This window comes from Aquimarina sp. KJ22-3 (genome assembly GCF_055808215.1).
In genome coordinates this window covers 3,563,044-3,582,033 of sequence record NZ_CM147859.1, presented here as the reverse complement: position 1 = coordinate 3,582,033, position 18,990 = coordinate 3,563,044, and the positions used below count along the sequence as shown (strand labels likewise).

The 18,990-nt window shown below is 37.2% G+C and carries 9 protein-coding genes; 5 read left to right on the top strand and 4 right to left on the bottom strand.

Annotated features, from left to right (window positions below; translation table 11 throughout):
* Nucleotides 1–137: 137 nt before the first annotated feature.
* From AC0L3Q_RS16365 to AC0L3Q_RS16345, 5 genes are all read left to right on the top strand, one after another.
* On the top strand, nucleotides 138–2,441 hold the full coding sequence (locus tag AC0L3Q_RS16365; RefSeq protein WP_473281080.1) for a spondin domain-containing protein: 2,304 nt from the start codon (nucleotides 138–140) through the stop codon (nucleotides 2,439–2,441).
* A gap of 218 nt (nucleotides 2,442–2,659) precedes the next feature.
* On the top strand, nucleotides 2,660–4,501 hold the full coding sequence (locus AC0L3Q_RS16360) for a CocE/NonD family hydrolase (RefSeq protein WP_473281078.1): 1,842 nt from the start codon (nucleotides 2,660–2,662) through the stop codon (nucleotides 4,499–4,501).
* Between the two features lie 26 nt (nucleotides 4,502–4,527).
* The gene (locus tag AC0L3Q_RS16355; protein WP_473281076.1) at nucleotides 4,528–6,375 is read left to right on the top strand and encodes a DUF885 domain-containing protein; all 1,848 of its coding nucleotides are present in this window, start codon (nucleotides 4,528–4,530) and stop codon (nucleotides 6,373–6,375) included.
* A gap of 352 nt (nucleotides 6,376–6,727) precedes the next feature.
* Nucleotides 6,728–10,438, top strand: a complete 3,711-nt coding sequence (locus AC0L3Q_RS16350; protein WP_473281074.1) for an amino acid adenylation domain-containing protein — start codon at nucleotides 6,728–6,730, stop codon at nucleotides 10,436–10,438.
* Nucleotides 10,439–10,654: 216 nt separating this feature from the next.
* Nucleotides 10,655–12,631 carry a tetratricopeptide repeat-containing sensor histidine kinase gene (locus AC0L3Q_RS16345; protein WP_473281072.1) on the top strand — a complete coding sequence of 659 codons (1,977 nt, stop codon included), beginning with the start codon at nucleotides 10,655–10,657 and terminating at the stop codon, nucleotides 12,629–12,631.
* A 17-nt stretch (nucleotides 12,632–12,648) separates the two neighbouring features.
* On the opposite strand, the gene AC0L3Q_RS16340 is transcribed toward AC0L3Q_RS16345, so the two are convergent.
* From AC0L3Q_RS16340 to AC0L3Q_RS16325, 4 genes are all read right to left on the bottom strand, one after another.
* Complete coding sequence (locus AC0L3Q_RS16340) at nucleotides 12,649–13,941, bottom strand: HlyD family secretion protein (RefSeq protein WP_473281071.1); 1,293 nt, start codon at nucleotides 13,939–13,941, stop codon at nucleotides 12,649–12,651.
* Between the two features lies 1 nt (nucleotide 13,942).
* A complete protein-coding gene (locus tag AC0L3Q_RS16335) occupies nucleotides 13,943–16,147 on the bottom strand; it encodes a peptidase domain-containing ABC transporter (protein ID WP_473281069.1) in 2,205 nt (734 codons plus the stop codon).
* Nucleotides 16,148–16,355: 208 nt separating this feature from the next.
* Nucleotides 16,356–17,807 (bottom strand): alpha-amylase, encoded by a 1,452-nt coding sequence (locus AC0L3Q_RS16330; protein ID WP_473281067.1) that lies wholly within the window; start codon nucleotides 17,805–17,807, stop codon nucleotides 16,356–16,358.
* Between the two features lie 24 nt (nucleotides 17,808–17,831).
* On the bottom strand, nucleotides 17,832–18,980 hold the full coding sequence (locus tag AC0L3Q_RS16325) for a SusE domain-containing protein (RefSeq protein ID WP_473281065.1): 1,149 nt from the start codon (nucleotides 18,978–18,980) through the stop codon (nucleotides 17,832–17,834).
* Nucleotides 18,981–18,990 lie beyond the last annotated feature (10 nt).

Below are 18,990 nucleotides of genomic sequence, written 5' to 3'. Positions count from 1 at the left end.
TTTGCGTGTAATCATTTGATTATTAATTAATTAAATAACAAATTTTTAACAATTTACGGTGACTTTTGTCACCGTTTTTTGGTTTTGATTGCGATTAATTTTGTCTCAAGTAAAATGAACAAATAAAAGTATATATCATGAAAAAAATTAATCTTTACTTTTTTATTGCTTTAATAGCATTCGCATCGTGTAGTGATGACGACGATGTAGTGACACCTCCGGATAATCCGGATCCTGTCGAAAATAATGTTGTAATCAACGAAATTAGATTTCTAGGTACCGACTTGGTAGAAATTTTTAACCGAGGAGACCAGGAAGCAGACCTTAGCGATTACTGGTTATGTTTAGGGCCTGGTACCTACCAAAGAATTGGAGAAATCACTCCAGAAAGTGGAAGTGTTGTAATTCCTGCAGGGGGATATTTGGTATTACCTTATAATTTACCTGATACGGATGCAGGTTTAGGATTGTATTCTTCAAATGAATTTACCAATGCCGATGCACTTGTAGATTTCGTACAGTATGGATCTGGCGGTAGTGCTAGAGAAGATGTAGCTGTAGCTGCTGGTTTATGGGCAGCAGGAGAGTTTGTTCCTGCCACAACAGATGCAGACAACAGTATTATCTTTGATGGAGAAGGTAATGGTGCTGCAAATTGGGCAGAAACTACTACTGTGACATTTGGAGCAGAAAACGTATTAACAATGCCTGTTAATGATGTACGTTCTATCGTGTTTAACGAGGTAAATTATGGGGAAGACAAATTAATCGAGTTATGGAACAACGGTACGGTATCAGTAGACTTGGCACCATACTGGTTATGTCTTGGTCCTGGTCAATATTTACAGATTGAAAACGCAACCGTAGTAAGCGGTAATAGAGAGCTTGCACCAGGTGAATTTTTGGTGGTAAACTGGGATATGTTAAGTAATAATGAAGGATTAGGGTTGTATTCTACCAATACCTTTGCTAGTGCTGATGCCATCGTAGATTTTGTTCAGTGGGGATCTGGTGGTAATCCTAGAGAAAATGTTGCGGTTGAAGCTGGAATCTGGACTACTGGAGACTTTATCCCAGAGGTAAGATTACCAAGTTTCAGTATCGCGTACGATGGAGAAGGAGATGCTTCTACAGATTGGGAAGAGAGAGTTAATCCAACTTTTGGACAAGGTAATGCTACTGCGGTAACTAATAGAACATTTGCTGTTACCATCAGAAATACTGTAAATTACTTATACGCAGCTCCATTTGCAGAAAACGCACCCGTAGGAGCTTTGAATGGAACATTAACCAAAACTTTTAAAGCTGTTCCTGGAGCAAAATTAAATTTTGCAACTATGTCTGCGGCAACAAATGATTGGTTTTTTGGACCAAGAGGAGTGGGGATAGATTTATTTAACGGACAAACAGCGGTAACCGGAGATATTACAGATCAAGTTTTACTTTGGGATCTAGGTACAGAAGAAGAAGAAGCGGCCTTTATCGCTACCGTACAATCGGGACCAAACATGGGGAATCCAGATGATGACAATACCGTTAGAATCATACAAGAAGATGTAAGTGCTGATATTCGAGTAGAACTAGCATATGATGAGCCAAATAGAGAATTTACATTAACCATTACTAACTTACAAGGTGCAGGAAATGGAATCGTTATTACTCCAGGATTAGTTGTACTACATGCTCAAAATAACCCTTTATTTACTCTAGGGCAGCCTGATAGAGGAGTAGGTCTTGAAGCTATTGCGGAAGACGGTCTTCCTGCCGAATTAAATGATTGGTTCAATGAATTAGGAACGCAAGGAACACCACTTAGATTATCTTCTTCATTAACACCTTTATCTCCTTCATTTATCTACGCTTTTAACACAGACAGAGATCCATGGTTTACACAAGGAGAAGCAGCAAAAGCATCTAGCGGATTAGAAGAAATTGCAGAAGATGGTGATAGAAGCGTGGCATACAATTACCTAAAAGATTTTGGTATCCCAACAGCTTTACCAACCGAGGCAGGACCAATTATGCCTGGAGGTGTACATACCTTCACAATAGAGGTTCCAGAAGGACAAGATTATAAATTAGGTTTCGGTACTATGTTCGTTCAATCCAACGACTGGTTTATTAGTACAAACAATGTTGGATTGGTATTGTTTAACCCAGATGGATCTGCTTTCTCTGGAGTGAGTGAAAGTTCAAATACATACTTATATGATGCCGGTACAGAAGATGATGAGCCAGTAGGTTTTGGACCAAATCAGGTAATGAGACAAACTGCGCTTAATACAGGACCGGCGGATGCGGATACTTCTGTAAGAAGAGTTTCATCTCTAGAAGATGTTCAATTCGGAAAAGGAGTGATCAATAGTGGACCTGGAGTAACATGGTTTGGAGATCCAAGAGGAGGATATAACCTTATTGAAGTTGAAATCACGCCACAATAGTGCTTACCCCAAAGCCAAAATATCTATATAAGGGGATATAGATATAATAATAGATCGTGGGAAAAACCTTTGGCATATTAGCCAAAGGTTTTTATTTATGATAATATCTCAGAGATAACTAGATAATAATATCGCTGAACCTGTGTTAAAATCTCCTTAAAGGTATCTTTATGGCTACACCATTTTTTTATCTTCAGCGACAAACTAAATTAACATCAATGCAAGTCTTAAAAATTAACTATTTTACTTTATTCGTACTATTTGTTTCCTTTATAGGGTTTTCTCAACAGGATAATGCATACGAAGTAAAAGATCACTACACAAAGAAAGAGGTTGATATCGTAATGCGAGATGGTACCAAGTTACATACAACCATTTATTCTCCAAAAGATACTTCAAAAAAGTATCCTATTTTAATGCAACGTACTCCATATAGCTCTAGACCATATGGAGAGGGACAATTTAGATCTCAGATTGGTCCCAATAAATATATGATGCAAGAAGGAAATATTATTGTTTATCAGGATGTGAGAGGTCGTTGGATGAGTGAAGGAGTTTATGATAATATGCGGGCTTATATCCCTAATAAAAAAGGAAAACAGTTCGACGAAGCCAGTGATACTTACGATACTATTGATTGGCTGGTAAAAAATGTGGCTAATAACAATGGAAATGTTGGTGTATGGGGGATTTCGTACCCAGGGTTTTATGCCACGTATTCCTTGTTAGATTCACACCCAGCGTTAAAGGCAGTTTCGCCTCAGGCGTGTATTGGGGATTTCTTTTTTGATGATTTTCATCACAACGGAGCTTATTTGCTAAGCTATTGGCGAGTTACTGCACTATTTGGTTATGAAAAAACAAAACCCGTATCAAAACCTTGGTATGAGTTTACCAAATTACCAAGCAAAGATCAATATCAGTTTTTCTTAGATGCAGGTCCATTAAGTAATCTGGACCAGTATTATAAAGAAGATAACGTGTTTTGGACCCAACTAAAAGAACATCCTAATTATGACGAATTCTGGCAAAAAAGAGGAATCATCCAACATCTTGAAAATATTAAGCCTGCTGTAATGGTAGTAGGGGGACTTTTTGATGCTGAAGATTTGTATGGTCCGTTCGAGACCTATGAGAACATAGAAAAAAGAAGTGATAATTATAATATTATGGTTTTTGGTCCTTGGAGTCATGGAGATTGGGCTAGAAGTAAGGACCGTCAGGCTATAGGAAATGTATATTTTGGAGATAAAATTTCTGAAAACTACCAAAAGAATGTGGAGACCCGATTCTTTAACCGTTTCCTGAAAAATGATACCAAAGAAGAAGCTTTACCAGAAATACAAATCTTTGATACGGGAGCCAAAAAATGGGACTCTTTTGAAACCTGGCCACCAAAAAATGTTGAAAAGAAAACATTTTATCTGGCAGATGGTCTTACCGAAGCAAAAGGGGATGGAGTTTCAGAATTTATAAGTGATCCTAAAAAACCAGTTCCGTATTCAGAGGATGTGAAGATGGTATTTACACCAAGAAAGTATATGACCGACGATCAAAGATTTGCTGCTCGTCGTCCAGATGTTTTAGTGTTCGAAACCCCGGTTTTGACGGAGGACGTAACTTTATCTGGAGAAATATTAGCCAAATTAAAAGTGGCTACTACAGGTACAGATGCAGACTGGGCAGTAAAATTGGTGGATGTATTTCCTAATGACGCCGAAGATACTCAGGAAACCCAGAAATATTTAAAAATGGGGAACTATCATATGATGGTTCGTAGCGAGGTAATGAGAGGTCGTTTTAGAAACGATTTCGGTAAACCAGAACCTTTTACTGCTAACGAAAAAACAGCTGTGAATATTAAATTACAGGATGTTCATCATACCTTTAAGAAAGGGCATAAAATTCAGATTCAGGTACAGAGTACATGGTTTCCATTAATTGATTTGAACCCGCAGACTTTTGTGCCAAATATATTTAAAGCAAAAGCATCAGACTTCAAAAAACAGACGCATAAGGTATTTCATGATTCTGCTATCGAAGTTTCAATTTTAAAATAAACCATCACCCTAAATACATGTGTAACATGCAAAATTTTTTAAGAATAAGTACTCTTGTAATGTTTGCAACATTTGCTTTTACAAGTTGTAAACAGGAAAATAAAGAGACCGCTACCGAAGTTTCGAGTGCTGAAAGTATAGAAGAGCATTCCAAAAATTTGAATGATTGGTTTGAAGCTCAATTTCAGGAAGAGGTAAAATTATCTCCAATGACTCAAACCTACTTAGGAGTTAAAACTGAAGATTATGGTAAATGGGATGACATTTCATCAAAGAGAGAAGCAGAAGACTTAGAACGAGTAAAACGACGCTTAGCATATCTTAATGATTCTGTATATGTGTCCTTGCTTAATGATGCTACCCAGTTGAGCTATACTTTGATGAAACAAGATCTTGAAGATGAAATTGAAGATTTTCAATATCGCTTCTATGATTATCCGGTAAATCAAATGCATGGTATGCAAGCCGAAATACCTGCGTTTATGATCAACATGCACCGAATTTCAGCAAAGAGTGATGCAGAAGCTTATATTTCCAGATTGAACGGAATAGATGTGTTGTTTACGCAACTTGTAGAAAATATGAAGATCCGTGAGAAGAATGGAATTTTACCTCCAAAATTTGTGTTCACCAAGGTTTTGGATGACAGTAAGAACATTATCACAGGTCAACCCTTTGATGAATCCAAGGAAGAGAGTACATTATTGGCTGATTTTAAAGGGAAAATAGCTTCGCTAGAATTATCGGAAGAAGAAAATCAGGAACTCATAGCAAATGCAAAAAAAGCATTGCTAGAAGGTGTAAAACCAGGGTATGAAAAACTGATTACTTTGTTAGAAAAACAACAACAAAGAGCAACTACAGACGATGGAGCCTGGAAATTTCCAAAAGGAGATAAGTTCTATAATATGGCGTTAAAAAGAACGACAACTACTGATATGACAGCAGACCAAATTCATGATTTGGGTCTAAAAGAAGTGGAGCGTATACATAGTGAGATGCGAGATATTATGAAGCAGGTAAAATACGAAGGCACGTTGCAAGATTTCTTTAAGTATATGAAAGAGGATAAGAAGTTCTATTATCCTAATACAGAAGAAGGAAAAGCGGCCTATCTAAAAAAGGCTGTAGGACTAATCGATAACCTGAAATCAAGATTGGATGAGTTGTTCATCACAAAACCCAAAGCGGATATCATCGTAAAAGCTGTAGAGCCTTTTAGAGAAAAAAGCGCTGGTAAAGCATTTTATCAGCGGGGTACACCTGATGGATCTCGACCAGGAACCTATTATGCAAATCTTTATGATATGGAAGCCATGCCTATATATCAAATGGAAGCTTTGGCATATCATGAAGGAATCCCAGGACATCATATGCAAATATCGATAGCGCAAGAGTTACAGGATATACCAAAATTTAGAAAGTTTGGTGGATATACTGCCTACATAGAAGGTTGGGGGCTTTACAATGAGCTCTTACCAAAAGAAATAGGACTTTACAGTGATCCGTATTCGGATTTTGGTCGTTTGGCAATGGAACTTTGGAGAGCATGTAGATTAGTTGTAGATACCGGGATTCACGCTAAAAAATGGACGAGAGAAGAAGGGATAAAGTACTATGCTACAAATACTCCTAACGCAGAAAGCGATGCTATCAAAATGGTAGAAAGGCATATTGTAATGCCTAGCCAGGCTACTGCATATAAAATAGGAATGAATAAAATTCTGGAATTGAGAGAAAATGCAAAGAAGGAATTAGGAGAGCAATTTGATATTCGGGAGTTTCACGATGTTGTGCTCACAAATGGAGCAGTTCCGCTTAATGTGCTAGATAATTTGGTAGATGAATGGGTAAAGAGTAAAGAAACAAAATAAGAATACACACAAGAGTGAAATGCTTTGTTGAGAAAGTAGATTGTTTATCAAAACAATCTACTTTTTTTATGCGTAGTTTTTTTGAAACCAAACGTAAAGTAATTTTAATAACAATACTTATGATTGATCTACGATATGTAGTGGTAAAATGTTTCCTATAATTCAACTATAATTGTGAAAGCCTTGTCTTGGTTTTTAAAAAATAAACAATTGAAAATTAGTAATTTATTTTTTTGTCTATTCATTGTCTGTCTCTTTTAAAGACTAGTTGCTACAGGTCTACTTAATGTATACTTCTATTTTGGGATGTGTATCCATGTGCTCTTTATATTTATAAAAACAATATATACCAATGGATAAATTAACTCAATTTTTAAACGAATTATCGACCAATACAGAACAATTGGATCGTTTTAATTCAGGCTCGGATAAGACCGAAATCGCTAGTAATCGACAGCGTATGTTGGACGCAGCAGGAGTGCAACACACAGAAGAAATAATAGGCATGAACCCCGAGGGTTTGCAAAATTTAATGAACAAAAAACTTGCTCAAAAAACTGACGACAATTTAGAAACAACAATTTGTGGTTTGATCGTAAAGCAAATGCTCAAGTATCCAGAACGAATTGCAATTATTGATAGAGAGACAAAAATCAGTTATAAGGAGCTAATGATACGGGCTGGTGAGGTTTCCGGAGAACTCATTAACCGAAAGGTAGCACCAGGATCGCTGGTGGGTGTGTGTATGGACCGGACTTGGGAACTGGTTGCTGCTCTGATTGGAGTAATGCAGGCTGGATGTGCATATGTACCTTTGGATCCGGCATATCCTCAGGATCGCGTTAAATACATGTTGGAGCATTCTCGTGCCGTGGCAACTATTGTAGATAATGAGGTTTCTGCCGAACTATGTAGTAGTGTGCAAGAACAATTGCGAATCAATAAATTAGCCGGACATATCGATCATTCGGTAAGAGCCTCAGGAAACGATTTGGCTTATGTAATTTATACTTCAGGTTCAACAGGGAAACCAAAGGGTGTAGCGGTAGAACATAAAGGTTTTGTTTGTCTTCGTCAATCTATGCGAGAACTATTTAGTGATGAAGAGTTGAAAGGTGTTTTTGCAGGGGCTTCAGTTTGTTTTGATACCTCGGTAATGGAAATTATGGGGACCTTATCCCTGGGGGGAACCATTATTTTAGCCAAAAATGCATTAGAGTTGACCAAACTTCCTGCTGTAGATGAGATCAGAGTTTGCGTAATGGTTGCCTCGGCAATGCAGGCTTTACTAACAACAGAAAAATTACCTAAGGGGTTGAAATGTTTGGTTTTTGGAGGAGAGGCACTCAAGCCTTCACTAGTCGCACAAGTACATCAGCAAAAACCAGATGTACGTGTTTTGAATGCATATGGACCTACCGAGGATACAGTCTATTCTACTATCGCTGAAGTTTCTCCTGGGACTGAAGTAGTCACTATTGGCAAGTCTGTACCTAACTCACGTGCTTACATTCTGGATGAAGCTTTGCAACCTGTTACCACTGGAGTAGCAGGAGAATTGTACCTGGCGGGAACCAAGCTTGCACGCGGTTACCTGTATGATGAAGCGATGACCAAAAAACGATTTATTGACATGGCGCCAAATGATCTGATTTCAGATAATCGCTTATACAAAACGGGAGATTTGTGTCGCTGGACAGAAAATGAAGAGATCGAATTTCTAGGAAGAGTAGATCAACAAGTAAAGATTAGGGGATATAGAATTGAATTGGAAGAAATCGAATCCACACTCGAGTCTATGGAAGGTATTGATGCCGCCGCAGCAGCAGCCGTGGATGGAGGTTTCGGTCAGAAAATACTAGTAGCCTATATAGTAAGCAACGATAAGATAGTAACCGAGGCGGAAGTTAAATCATATGCATCAAAGCGACTTCCAAAGTATATGGTTCCTCAAGTCATAAAATACTTAAAGGCTTTACCACTTTTACCAAATGATAAGCTAGATCGCAAAAAACTAATGAACTTAGAGGAGAAAACTAGTTCCAAAAAAGACTCCACAAATCAAAGCGTTGTTCAAAATTTGATGGATTCAAACAATGAACAAGAAAGGACGATATTGTCAATTGTTCAGAATGAGGTAGCGTCTCTACTGAATTTGGGCGATCCGACACAAGTATCACCGAATGATGCATTTGATAACCTGGGACTCGATTCCTTAACCACATTAGAGTTTAGTAGTAGACTCTCTAATTTACTAGGCCGAGAGTTGTCGGCTACTGCAATTTTTGAGCATTCCACTCCAAATACATTAGTGAATTATATTACTACTATGATGGGAAGTGGTGATGCAAATAGTTCTACAAATGGGTCAAAAACTGTATTTACGGATACATTAGCTAGTTTTCAAACACATATTCGGTCAAGTCACCCTACATTTCAAGCTGCGAAAGCATCGGCTTGGGACGCGACAGATAAAAGTAAGCTGGTTCAAGAAGTCTTACATATGGTCAATAATGATCGCAGAAATCCGTATAGTAAAGTATTACGAACAGGAAGTGCTACCAAAGGTATTGTGGGTGATGCTTATAATGATGAAGAGCAAGAAGCTATTATATGGACAACGAACCTGTATCTCGGCTTGAATCGCGATCAAAAAGTTATGGAGGAAGCTTCTGATGCATTAGCGCGTTTTGGTACCGGAATGGGAACCTCTGCTGCGGCTTCAGGGATGACGAATCAACACTTGGAGTTCGAAACTGAGTTTGCCGATTTGGTTGGCAAACCTAGTGCATGTTTGTTTCCAACAGGGTATACCGCTAATGTTGGAGCAATAGCAGGATTATTAGGAAGAAATGATGTCGTTATTATCGATCAACTCTGTCACGCATCTATTGTAGATGGCGCACGTCTTTGTGGAGCTACGGTTCGAACCTTTCAACATAATAGTGCGTCTGATTTAGAGGAAGTCCTTAAATCTGAAATGTCTCCATATCGTACAATTTTAGTCGTATTAGAAGGTGTATATAGTATGGGAGAAGGGGCCGCACCAGTTGCAGAGATCGTTCGAACAGCAAAGAAATATAATGCACTTGTTCTGGTGGATGAAGCGCATTCTTTTGGTTTTTATGGTGAAAATGGAGCAGGCATTTGTGCAGCTCAAGGTGTTACCGAAGAGGTAGATTTTATTATGACAACACTCAGTAAAGCCTTGGGGAGTCTCGGAGGAGTAGTCGCTGCCAGTCAGGAACACGTTGATCTTTTGAAGTCGTCTTCTAGAGCTTACATCTTTCAGGCCTCAATTAGTCCGGCTGATATGGCTGCTGCCCTTACTGCATTAAGACGTCTTCGTTCTGATGATGCTTTACGAGAACGATTATGGGATACGACCCGTTACATGCGTAAACAATTTGAAGATGCTGGGTATGATTTGGGAACTGGAGACGGACCTATCGTTACTCCGCACTTTAGTGACAAAGATAAACTGTATGCCATCGTACAAAACTTATATCAGCAAGGTGTTCAAACTTCAGCAGTAACGTATCCGATTGTCGAAAGCGGACGTGGCCGTTTGAGACTCATCTGCTCGGCAGCCCATACTCGTGAAGATGTGGATAGAACCCTGGCAGCTCTTATTGAGTCAGAACGCGAAGTAGATGAACAACTTACCATTAAGCAAAATGAAACAAAAGATTCGAACATATCAATGTCTGATATCGAAGCTTGGGCCAATGGATTTTCCTTGTATCTAAAACGATCCACGGCCGTTGTTGCTGCCCCGACGCCAAACCTGACTATATCTGTTAAGACTTCTGAAGCATCTGAGCCAGTTGCAATCTTAATTAAAGATGGACAGATTACAATAAATACAGATGAGGGTTGTGATTTGCCTTCTTGCTCATTGGTTATCACTGATAATGATGCAGTTTTGGTATTACAATCGTCTGATGTACAGGGATTACTTCATTGTATTTGCAAAGGAACCTGTGTTTTGAAGGGACAAGTCGAACCATTTATTTGGTTTATAGGACGAATGGTAGATCATAGAAATAGTACGCAGAACTAGATCAATTAAAAGATTAGTGGTGTTAAATATTTATAAGTGGGTTAAAGGCCTTTCTCTTTGAAAGAAAGGCTTTTAACCAAATTAAAATCTTGTTTTTATGGTAAAACCTCAAAAAAATGAAAGAATAATACTACAAAATTATAAATAATTGTAAAATTTGTGTATTTTGTGGACTAAATATGCTTTTTGTCATATTTAACCCCCAAAATGAACACAATGAAGAAGATAACTTATCTACCAATCTTGTTATGCCTTGCATGCCTATCTGGTTTCGCCCAAAACCAGTGGTCTGCGGTAAACCTTTCCGAAATAGGGAGCGTAAAAGATTCCGTACTCTACGACACAGCCGTCAATAACTTGCAAGAGTTTGTAACTCAAGACCAATTGGATAGAGCACAGCCTCTGGCAGATCAGCTGATTCAGTTAGGTTTTGATATCGACTATAAAAGAGGACTCGCTATGGTGTATCGACAAAAAGGACTGATTAGCGATAAATTATATAGAACTACAGAATCCGAAACTAACTTCGAAAAAGCGTCTAAATACTTTAAAGACATCAATGACCTTAACGGCTTAGCCTCGGTTCGTAATGATAGATTTATTATTGAACAGAGTAAGGGAAACCTAGAGAAGGCTGCTGATTATCTAATGGAAGCGAAGTTATGTAGAGAACAACTTAAAGATAGTATTGGTTTATCTAGTATTTACAACAACTTGGCTATTGTATATAAGGATCTGAAAGATGTCGCTTCTTCGGAAGAGTACTACTTAAAATCTATAGCACTTAGGAAAAAATTAGGATTAGGAGGCCTAGGCTTGGTACTGAACAATTTGGCGTTATTATATACTGAAAATGGTAAGCTTTCTGAAGCTAAAAAATTACTTTCAGAATCGCTTCAAATTAATAAAAAAGAAAAAGACCTTAAACATGAGGCGCAATCCTATAGTATTATGGCTAAAGCTGCTATGTATAGTAAGGAATATGCAACAGCAAAAAAGTACTATGATACAACACTATGTGTGGGAACCCGAGCCAACTATAAGTTGATCGTAACTAATGCGAAGCAGCAATTGGGTATTATTGCTTTGGAGCAGGGAGATTTTGCGAAATCAGAAGCTCTTTTGCAAGAAGCAAGGGGCAAATTTGAAAAAGCTAATATTACAGCGTTAATCTTAAAAAACTATAAATATTCATTCAAACTGGATTCTACCAAAGGTAATCTGTTGGGTGCTTTAGGATGGCAAAAGAAATATCTGGAACTTTCGGATAAGAGAATGTATGACATTGCTGCAAAAAAGATTGAAAAAACAAAGGCACACTATAAAGCTGAACTAGAACAGCTTAAACTAATTGAAGAACAGGAAAAAAGAGAACGAGAAACTGCAGCACAATTGTTTCAATTTCGTTTGATTGCTTATATCGCTAGTGCGGTTGTGTTGGTGGTTCTTATCTTTTTAATTATGATCATAAGAACAAGAAATGAGAGAAAAAGATTAATAGCCAAGCTGGATAATTCCAATCAGGTAAAAAATAAACTGTTTTCAATTATTTCTCACGATCTTAAGAATGAGATTAGTGGCCTGGAAGGTACTTTAAATCTTTTGAAGGAAAATTCGATCAGTGATAAAGAATTTAAAGAGGTGGTTCCGCTTTTGGCAAGTGGTGCTCATCAAACATCTATTTTATTACATAATCTGCTGAATTGGTCAAAGTCTCAATTAAAGGAATTAAACGCTAATCCTACTACTTTTGATATTTCAGAAGTGATTTCGGATAAGTTTACGTTTTTTGAACAAAAAGCCAAGCAAAAGAATATTCAGTTGATCAATAACTTGAATCCAACAAAGATTTATGCCGATCGGGATATGTTTGGTATTGTCGCCCAAAATCTTATTGCTAATGCTATCAAGTTCTGTAACCCGGGAGATTCGATTTCCTTACTTTCGGAAGATAAAGACAATCATTACGAGATTCGATTTAAGGATACTGGGATTGGTATTAATCCACAATTTATTGATAAATTATTTGCTGAAGACACTTTTACCACTCCTGGTACACAAAATGAAACTGGTACAGGTCTGGGATTACGTATTTGTAAGGAATTAATAGAGCTAAATCGAGGTAAAATTGATGTAACCAGCGCTCCGGGAGCAGGGAGTACATTTCTTATTTCGTTACCTAAAGCTGCATAACTATTGCGTGGGAGAAATTATTTATCCATTAAGTTTCTGAATTGATAGAAAAAGCGTTCTATCAATCTTAGATCCTCGGTAACAATTTCTACAACACCTCTCATTTCTTGCCTAAAAGGAATCTCCTTATCATAAGTAGTAATGAGTTTGTCTGGAAGCGCAACGTCAATAAGATATAAGCCATCCTTGTCAGGCAATAGTGAAATATAACTCACTTCACCTTTTAAGGTTCCAAATTCGTCGTCTGGGAAGTTTTCTAATCGAATATTGGCTGTTTGTCCGATTTTGATTTTTCCAGAGTTTTGGGAAGGAGCTTTGATTCTTGCCAGATACGATGATTCTTCTATAGGAACGACTACAAAAACGACATCCCCGGCGGTTACGGTTTGGTTGGGATTACGGTAATTTAGGAATGAAACACGACCATCCATATCCGATTTCAGGACATATTGCAATTCCCAATCTCTTATACTTGTTTTTAATTGATCAAAAGATTGAAGTACTTTCTTAAATAAATTAATTTCTTCCTTTTGTTTGTTGATCTCTGTTCCTCTTGAGTTTTTGGTGGCATTACTAATGTTCTCAGTAATTTGTGATATTTGAACGTCATTGTTTTCATAATCACGTTTTGCTCTCAAATAATCCAGCTCTTTATTTTCATAGGTTTGCTGAGAAATGACTCCTTTTTCATACAATTCTTTTTGTCGCTCTACGTCTTTCTTCTTAAAATCAAGTTCTGCGCCACCTATTTTCTTTTGTGCTTTTAGGCTTTCTAATCTTCTATAAGATTCGGATAAAGCAGCCTCATTGGCAATTACTTCGTAATTAAAAGGTTGATACTGCTTATTTAATTGATATTCAGAATAACTATTTTCAAACAAGGCAAAATTGGTCTCTATATCTCCCAAAAAAAGGAATCGTAATTTATCTATAGGGAAGTAGAAGGATTGATTGTCTAATTTTGTGGTATCAATAATAGATTTTAGGTAAAAAACATCCTTGTAATTGGCTGTACTACGCAATATAGCCAGAGGAGTATCTTTTGGAACAATTTGATTATCCTCTACCAATATGGTTTCTATTTTTCCGTTGATCTTAGCATACTCTTTTTGAGGTGGGATTTGAGTGGTTACAATGGCTTCTGCAGGAATAACATCGGGATATTTGATCAACCAGGATAAAAACAACAAAAGTATCACTAATCCCAGTATAAGCAGATTCCCCCATCGTATCATCCAATGAGGAACCCGAGTTAAAATCTCTTGTACTTCTTCGCTTCTTAATTGTATGTCGTCTAAGTCTTCTGGCATCTTACTTTCCGAGTTCTAATTGATTTTTAACTAAATGATAATAGTTTCCTTTGTTTTTGATCAGTTCTTCATGGTTTCCAACTTCTACTATTTGTCCTTTATCCAGAACCACAATTTGGTGCGCATTCTTTACGGTGCTCAATCGATGGGCAATGACCATTACAGTTTTGTTTTCGAAAAAGGCATCGAGGTTTTCCATAATTACCTTTTCATTATTGGCATCTAGGGCAGAGGTAGCTTCGTCAAAGAATAAAAATTTAGGGTTTTTGTACACGGCACGAGCAATAAATAAACGCTGCTTTTGCCCAGTACTTAATCCAACACCTTCCATACCGATTTTGGTGTTATATGATAGGGGAAGGGATTCTATAAATTCTTGAATATTTGCCACTTTTACCGCATGAGCAAGTTTTTTCTTATCTACATAATCTTCTCCTACAGCAATATTATTGGCGATAGTATCATTAAATACATACCCTTCTTGCATTACCACACCAAAATGATCTCTCCAGGATTTTTGTGAAACTTGTTTTAAATCATAGGGCCCTATAAAAATTTGTCCTTCATCGGGTTCATAGAATTTAAGCAACAGCTTCATCAAAGTCGTTTTTCCGCTACCACTAACTCCAACTACAGCTGTAATCTTGTTGGCCGGGACAGAGAGACTGAGTTTTTCCAAAACAGGTTTATCAGATCCAACATATCTAAAGTCAACTCCCTTTACATTAAAGCTAGAGTTCTCTGGAATTTCTCTAATCTTTTCATCACCTACTTGCTCTTCATCTTCCTTGTTATGGATTTCTCCCAAACGTTCCAAAGAGATCTGAGCATCCTGCAATTCTCTTAAAAAGTTAATCAATTGTGCAATGGGAGCATTTAGCTGACCAACAATTGCAGTGATGGCTAACATCATACCCAGTGTAATTTCTCCATCGATTACAAGTTTGGCCGAAAATACGGTAATAATGATGTTTTTAAGTTCATTAATGAATGATGATCCAACACTTTGGTATTGCTCAAGGGCTAGGTTTTCTATGGATATTTTAAATAACTTGGCCTGAACAAACTCCCAGTTCCATCGTTTTCTCTTTTCAGCATTATGCAGTTTTATTTCCTGCATTCCATTAACGAGTTCAATCACTTTACTTTGCTCTTCACTGATTTGCGAAAATCGCTTGTAATCTAGCTTTTTTCGTTTTTTGAAAAAGATCAGTATCCAGGCAAAGTAAAAAACACTTCCAATTGCAAAAATTCCAAAAATGGATAAACTGTAGTAGATGAGTACAATACTGAACACAATTAGATTTACCATCGAAAACAGCACGTTTAACGAAGACATGGTCAGTATTTGTTCTATTCTTTTGTGATCGTTGATACGCTGCAACAAATCTCCGGTCATTTTTACATCAAAATAGGAGATAGGTAGATTCATCAATTTGATAAAAAAATCAGAAATCAATGAAATATTAATACGAGTACTTAAATGTAATAAGATCCAACTTCGTAGTACTTCGATTAATGTTCTACCAACAAAAAGCGATAACATTGCAATCAATACGAGATATACAAAGTTAAGGTCTTGATTTTTGATACCGACATCAACAATACTTTGTGTTAAGAACGGAGTGATCAGTTGTAATAAACTTCCAGCAGTCAATCCTAAAGCCAACTGAAACAGAAAAGCTTTATATTTGAAAATGTATTTGGATATAAACTTAAAACCGAATTTCTCATCATTTTCATCAACATTATCACTGTAAAAGTTTGGCGTAGGCTCAACGAGTAGGGCTACACCTTCTTCAGTGGTTTCGTCTGCATTGTTTCCAATCCAGGCTCGAATAAATTCTTCCTTTGTGTAAGTAATCAAACCATGAGCAGGATCGGATACGTAAATCGTCATTCCTCCATTTCTATGGTTTTTGATTTTATAAACAACTACGTAGTGCACTTTGTTCCAATGGACAATACAGGGTAGTGGGACTTCATCTAATTTGATTAAAGATAACTTTACGCCAAGAGATCGAAACCCAATCGCTTCTACTGCTTCACTAAGCCCTAGTAAGGAACTTCCTTCTCGAGTGGTTTCGCTTAAGGTTCTTAGTTTTTCGGTATTAAGAATTCTTCCATAATGCTTAGCAATTATCTTAATACAAGTGGGTCCGCAGTCTTTGGATTCGGCTTGTTTGTAAAAGGGAAATTTAGGCATTAAGTATTTTTAAATTAAATTGATTTTGTGTGATTAGCCATCTACAAAGTAAAGTAAATCTTTTTGATTTTACTATCTTAAAGAGAATAGTGGGACAAAAGATAAAAATAATGAAGAATATACTTTCTGAAAAATGAAAAAAGAGCGCTAAAAAAGCGCCCTTTAAACATTATAGTATTAGCTAACTATTAAAAAAAGAATCTAAGTATTATTCTTTGGTAATTGACCATACAGAATAACTTCCAGGAGGTGCACTCAAAGTAGCATTTCCTTGAGCATCTGCAGTAGGCGTAGCTCTAGAGTTATCGGTATAATCAACTAATTGTTTACCAGCCCAATTGGTCTGTACGGTGCGTTGTTTTGTTTGTCCACTGATATTCATATAAAGAATCAAACCAGGATTATCTCCGCTTCCGCTTCTTTTCATAATGTACTCATCTTTGCTGGCTTCAATAACTTCTACATCACCAACAGCTAATGAGTTATAAATTTGAATTAAAGTATTGAGTTGACCTTTGAATGCCTGGTAATCCAGGTAGAAAACAGTAGGATAACCGTCATGAGTAAGAATATAAGAATACGCTAATAGTTTCTTACCATAACTAATTCTGTTGTCCGGATTTGGATCTTTCTCTGTATCATGATTTGCAGTAAAAGTTACAGCATTACCAGGATCCAATTTTCTCAACATATTACCAACATCGCCTAAAGCAGTAAGATCATTGGCTCTATCTAGGGTTTCATCTAATCTGTAAAAGCAAGCAAAATCAAATGCGGCAGATCCTGAAGCATCAACCCAGTCTTTTAAGACCTGTTGGTTACCATCAAAGTTTTCTCCTACCGAGAACCCTCCAACTTTGTCGTTCCATGCCGTTACCCATTTAGGAGCAAAACTCTTTACATAGTCAAAACGCCATCCGTCAAAACCAAGAGATCTATAGAATTCTGCTACAGAATCGTCTCTACCCCATAACCATTCTTGTACATAAGGTACTGCGTGACTCAGATCTGTTTCTGGGAAAAATAAAGCTTCTTCATCAGCATCAACAACTCCATTAGGGTGGAAATGATCAAAAGTTCTGTTGAATTTACCCGAGGCATTTCCATTTTCTTCATTGAATAATGTAAATACTTCTGCACCTCCTCTAAATGGATTTGCTTGTAATCCTCCACCAGAATTATGTCCCATAACCACATCAGCAACAACCTCAATGTCATTCGCATGTGCTTTTTGGATTAAGTCTTCTAATTCTTGTCTTGATCCGAAACGAGTTTCTACATTTTCAGAACCTCTTTGGCTGAATTCTCCTACATCAAAGTAGTCCATTGGGTCATATCCCATAGAAAATTCACCTGAAGCACCTTTACTTGGAGAAGGTAACCAAATTCTATTTACACCGGCATCAGCCCATTCTTCAATTTCTGAAGCAACTTGATCATACCATCCTCCAATAGGTTCTACATCCCAATAGAAAGCTTGCATAAATACTCCTGCATCTTCCTTTTGTAGTTCAGTAAGATCCATTTTTAAGGATTGACTGGTAATAATTGGTTCTCCTGTATTGGGGTTATCATCATCTTCACTACAAGCTGTGAAACCAAGAACCATTCCCCCAATAAGGAGGATGGTTTTGGCTGATATATTTTTAATGTTTTTCATTTCAACGGTTTAAATTTCTAAAATTTAATTTCTAGGAACAAAGATGTAACGTCCATCTAAGTCATTGAACCAGATGTCATAAGTTCCTGCAATAACTGGAGTATCAGGAGGGTTTCCTTCTGTAGTTGCCTGTCCTGTAAGTGGAGTAGAACCACCCCAGTTTCCTGGCCAGTCATTACTGTGTCTAAACTTAAGAGCTCCATCAAAAAGAGTCACATTTTCAGCATACCAAATATGAGGATTAAAAGGAGACTGAATCAAGTCTGTGTCATCTCCACCCCATCCGGTATCATCACCTGTTCTTGCAGAACCAATGAAACCAATAGTAGTATATTCTGTAGCTCCGGTAATATCGATAGCGTTCAATTCGTGAGTAAGCTCATCGATATTAACGATTAACTCATAATATCCAGAAGATCCAATAGTAAATGCTCCTGGATCACCACCAAGGATATCGCTACTCGTAAATCCACCACCATCAAGACCCCATTGTGGCTGCCAGAAACCTTTGTTTTCTAACAATTTGAACTCGTTCTCACCGTCATTAAATTCAAAGAAACCTCTGAAATAGAAGATATTTGAGTTGTCCGGGTCTCTAAATAAGTAAGTGTTAGTAGCTCCATTGTTCCAGTCATCGTTGTTTGCTACACCATCTTTGTTCGTATCTACCGTGTTACCTACAAAGAATAGATTCTTTGTAACAATAATTGTAGAATATGGTGTAACAGTTAAAGCAATTGGGTTAGAGATAATTGATGCTCCTCCATTAGTTCCTAATGAAGAAACAACTCTTAACTCAAAAGAAGCTTCATTATCTGCCTCTAATCCTAGAAGAATAGCCAAGCTGTTTAGCTCACCTATAGTCCAAGAATAAAAACGATCAGTAGTTACTGCTACTTCAAGAGGAGTTGCAAAATCGGTTCCTGCTGCAGCTGCTTCGATGGAGTAGCTAATAGGTGTATTTACATTATACTGAGCATCTTCCCATACCAAAGTAAATCCTTGTAGGTCCTCATTCTCTTTACTAAGAGCAATCGTAGAGTTGGCAGAAACTATTAATGGTCCTTCGGTTTGTTCTTGTTGAAGAACAAATGTTGGGTCTTCATCTTCGATACATGCATTGAAGCATAGTGCAGCTACAAATGCAAAGAGTAAAATTGATATCTTTTTCATGACTGTATAA

Excerpts from the sequence above, each read along its gene's own strand:
- AC0L3Q_RS16335 (WP_473281069.1), bottom strand. The coding sequence starts at position 16,147 with ATGCCTAAATTTCCCTTTTACAAACAAGCCGAATCCAAAGACTGCGGA.
- AC0L3Q_RS16345 (WP_473281072.1), top strand. The coding sequence starts at position 10,655 with ATGAAGAAGATAACTTATCTACCAATCTTGTTATGCCTTGCATGCCTA.
- AC0L3Q_RS16355 (WP_473281076.1), top strand. The coding sequence starts at position 4,528 with ATGCAAAATTTTTTAAGAATAAGTACTCTTGTAATGTTTGCAACATTT.
- AC0L3Q_RS16360 (WP_473281078.1), top strand. The coding sequence starts at position 2,660 with ATGCAAGTCTTAAAAATTAACTATTTTACTTTATTCGTACTATTTGTT.
- AC0L3Q_RS16350 (WP_473281074.1), top strand. The coding sequence starts at position 6,728 with ATGGATAAATTAACTCAATTTTTAAACGAATTATCGACCAATACAGAA.
- AC0L3Q_RS16330 (WP_473281067.1), bottom strand. The coding sequence starts at position 17,807 with ATGAAAAACATTAAAAATATATCAGCCAAAACCATCCTCCTTATTGGG.
- AC0L3Q_RS16365 (WP_473281080.1), top strand. The coding sequence starts at position 138 with ATGAAAAAAATTAATCTTTACTTTTTTATTGCTTTAATAGCATTCGCA.
- AC0L3Q_RS16325 (WP_473281065.1), bottom strand. The coding sequence starts at position 18,980 with ATGAAAAAGATATCAATTTTACTCTTTGCATTTGTAGCTGCACTATGC.
- AC0L3Q_RS16340 (WP_473281071.1), bottom strand. The coding sequence starts at position 13,941 with ATGCCAGAAGACTTAGACGACATACAATTAAGAAGCGAAGAAGTACAA.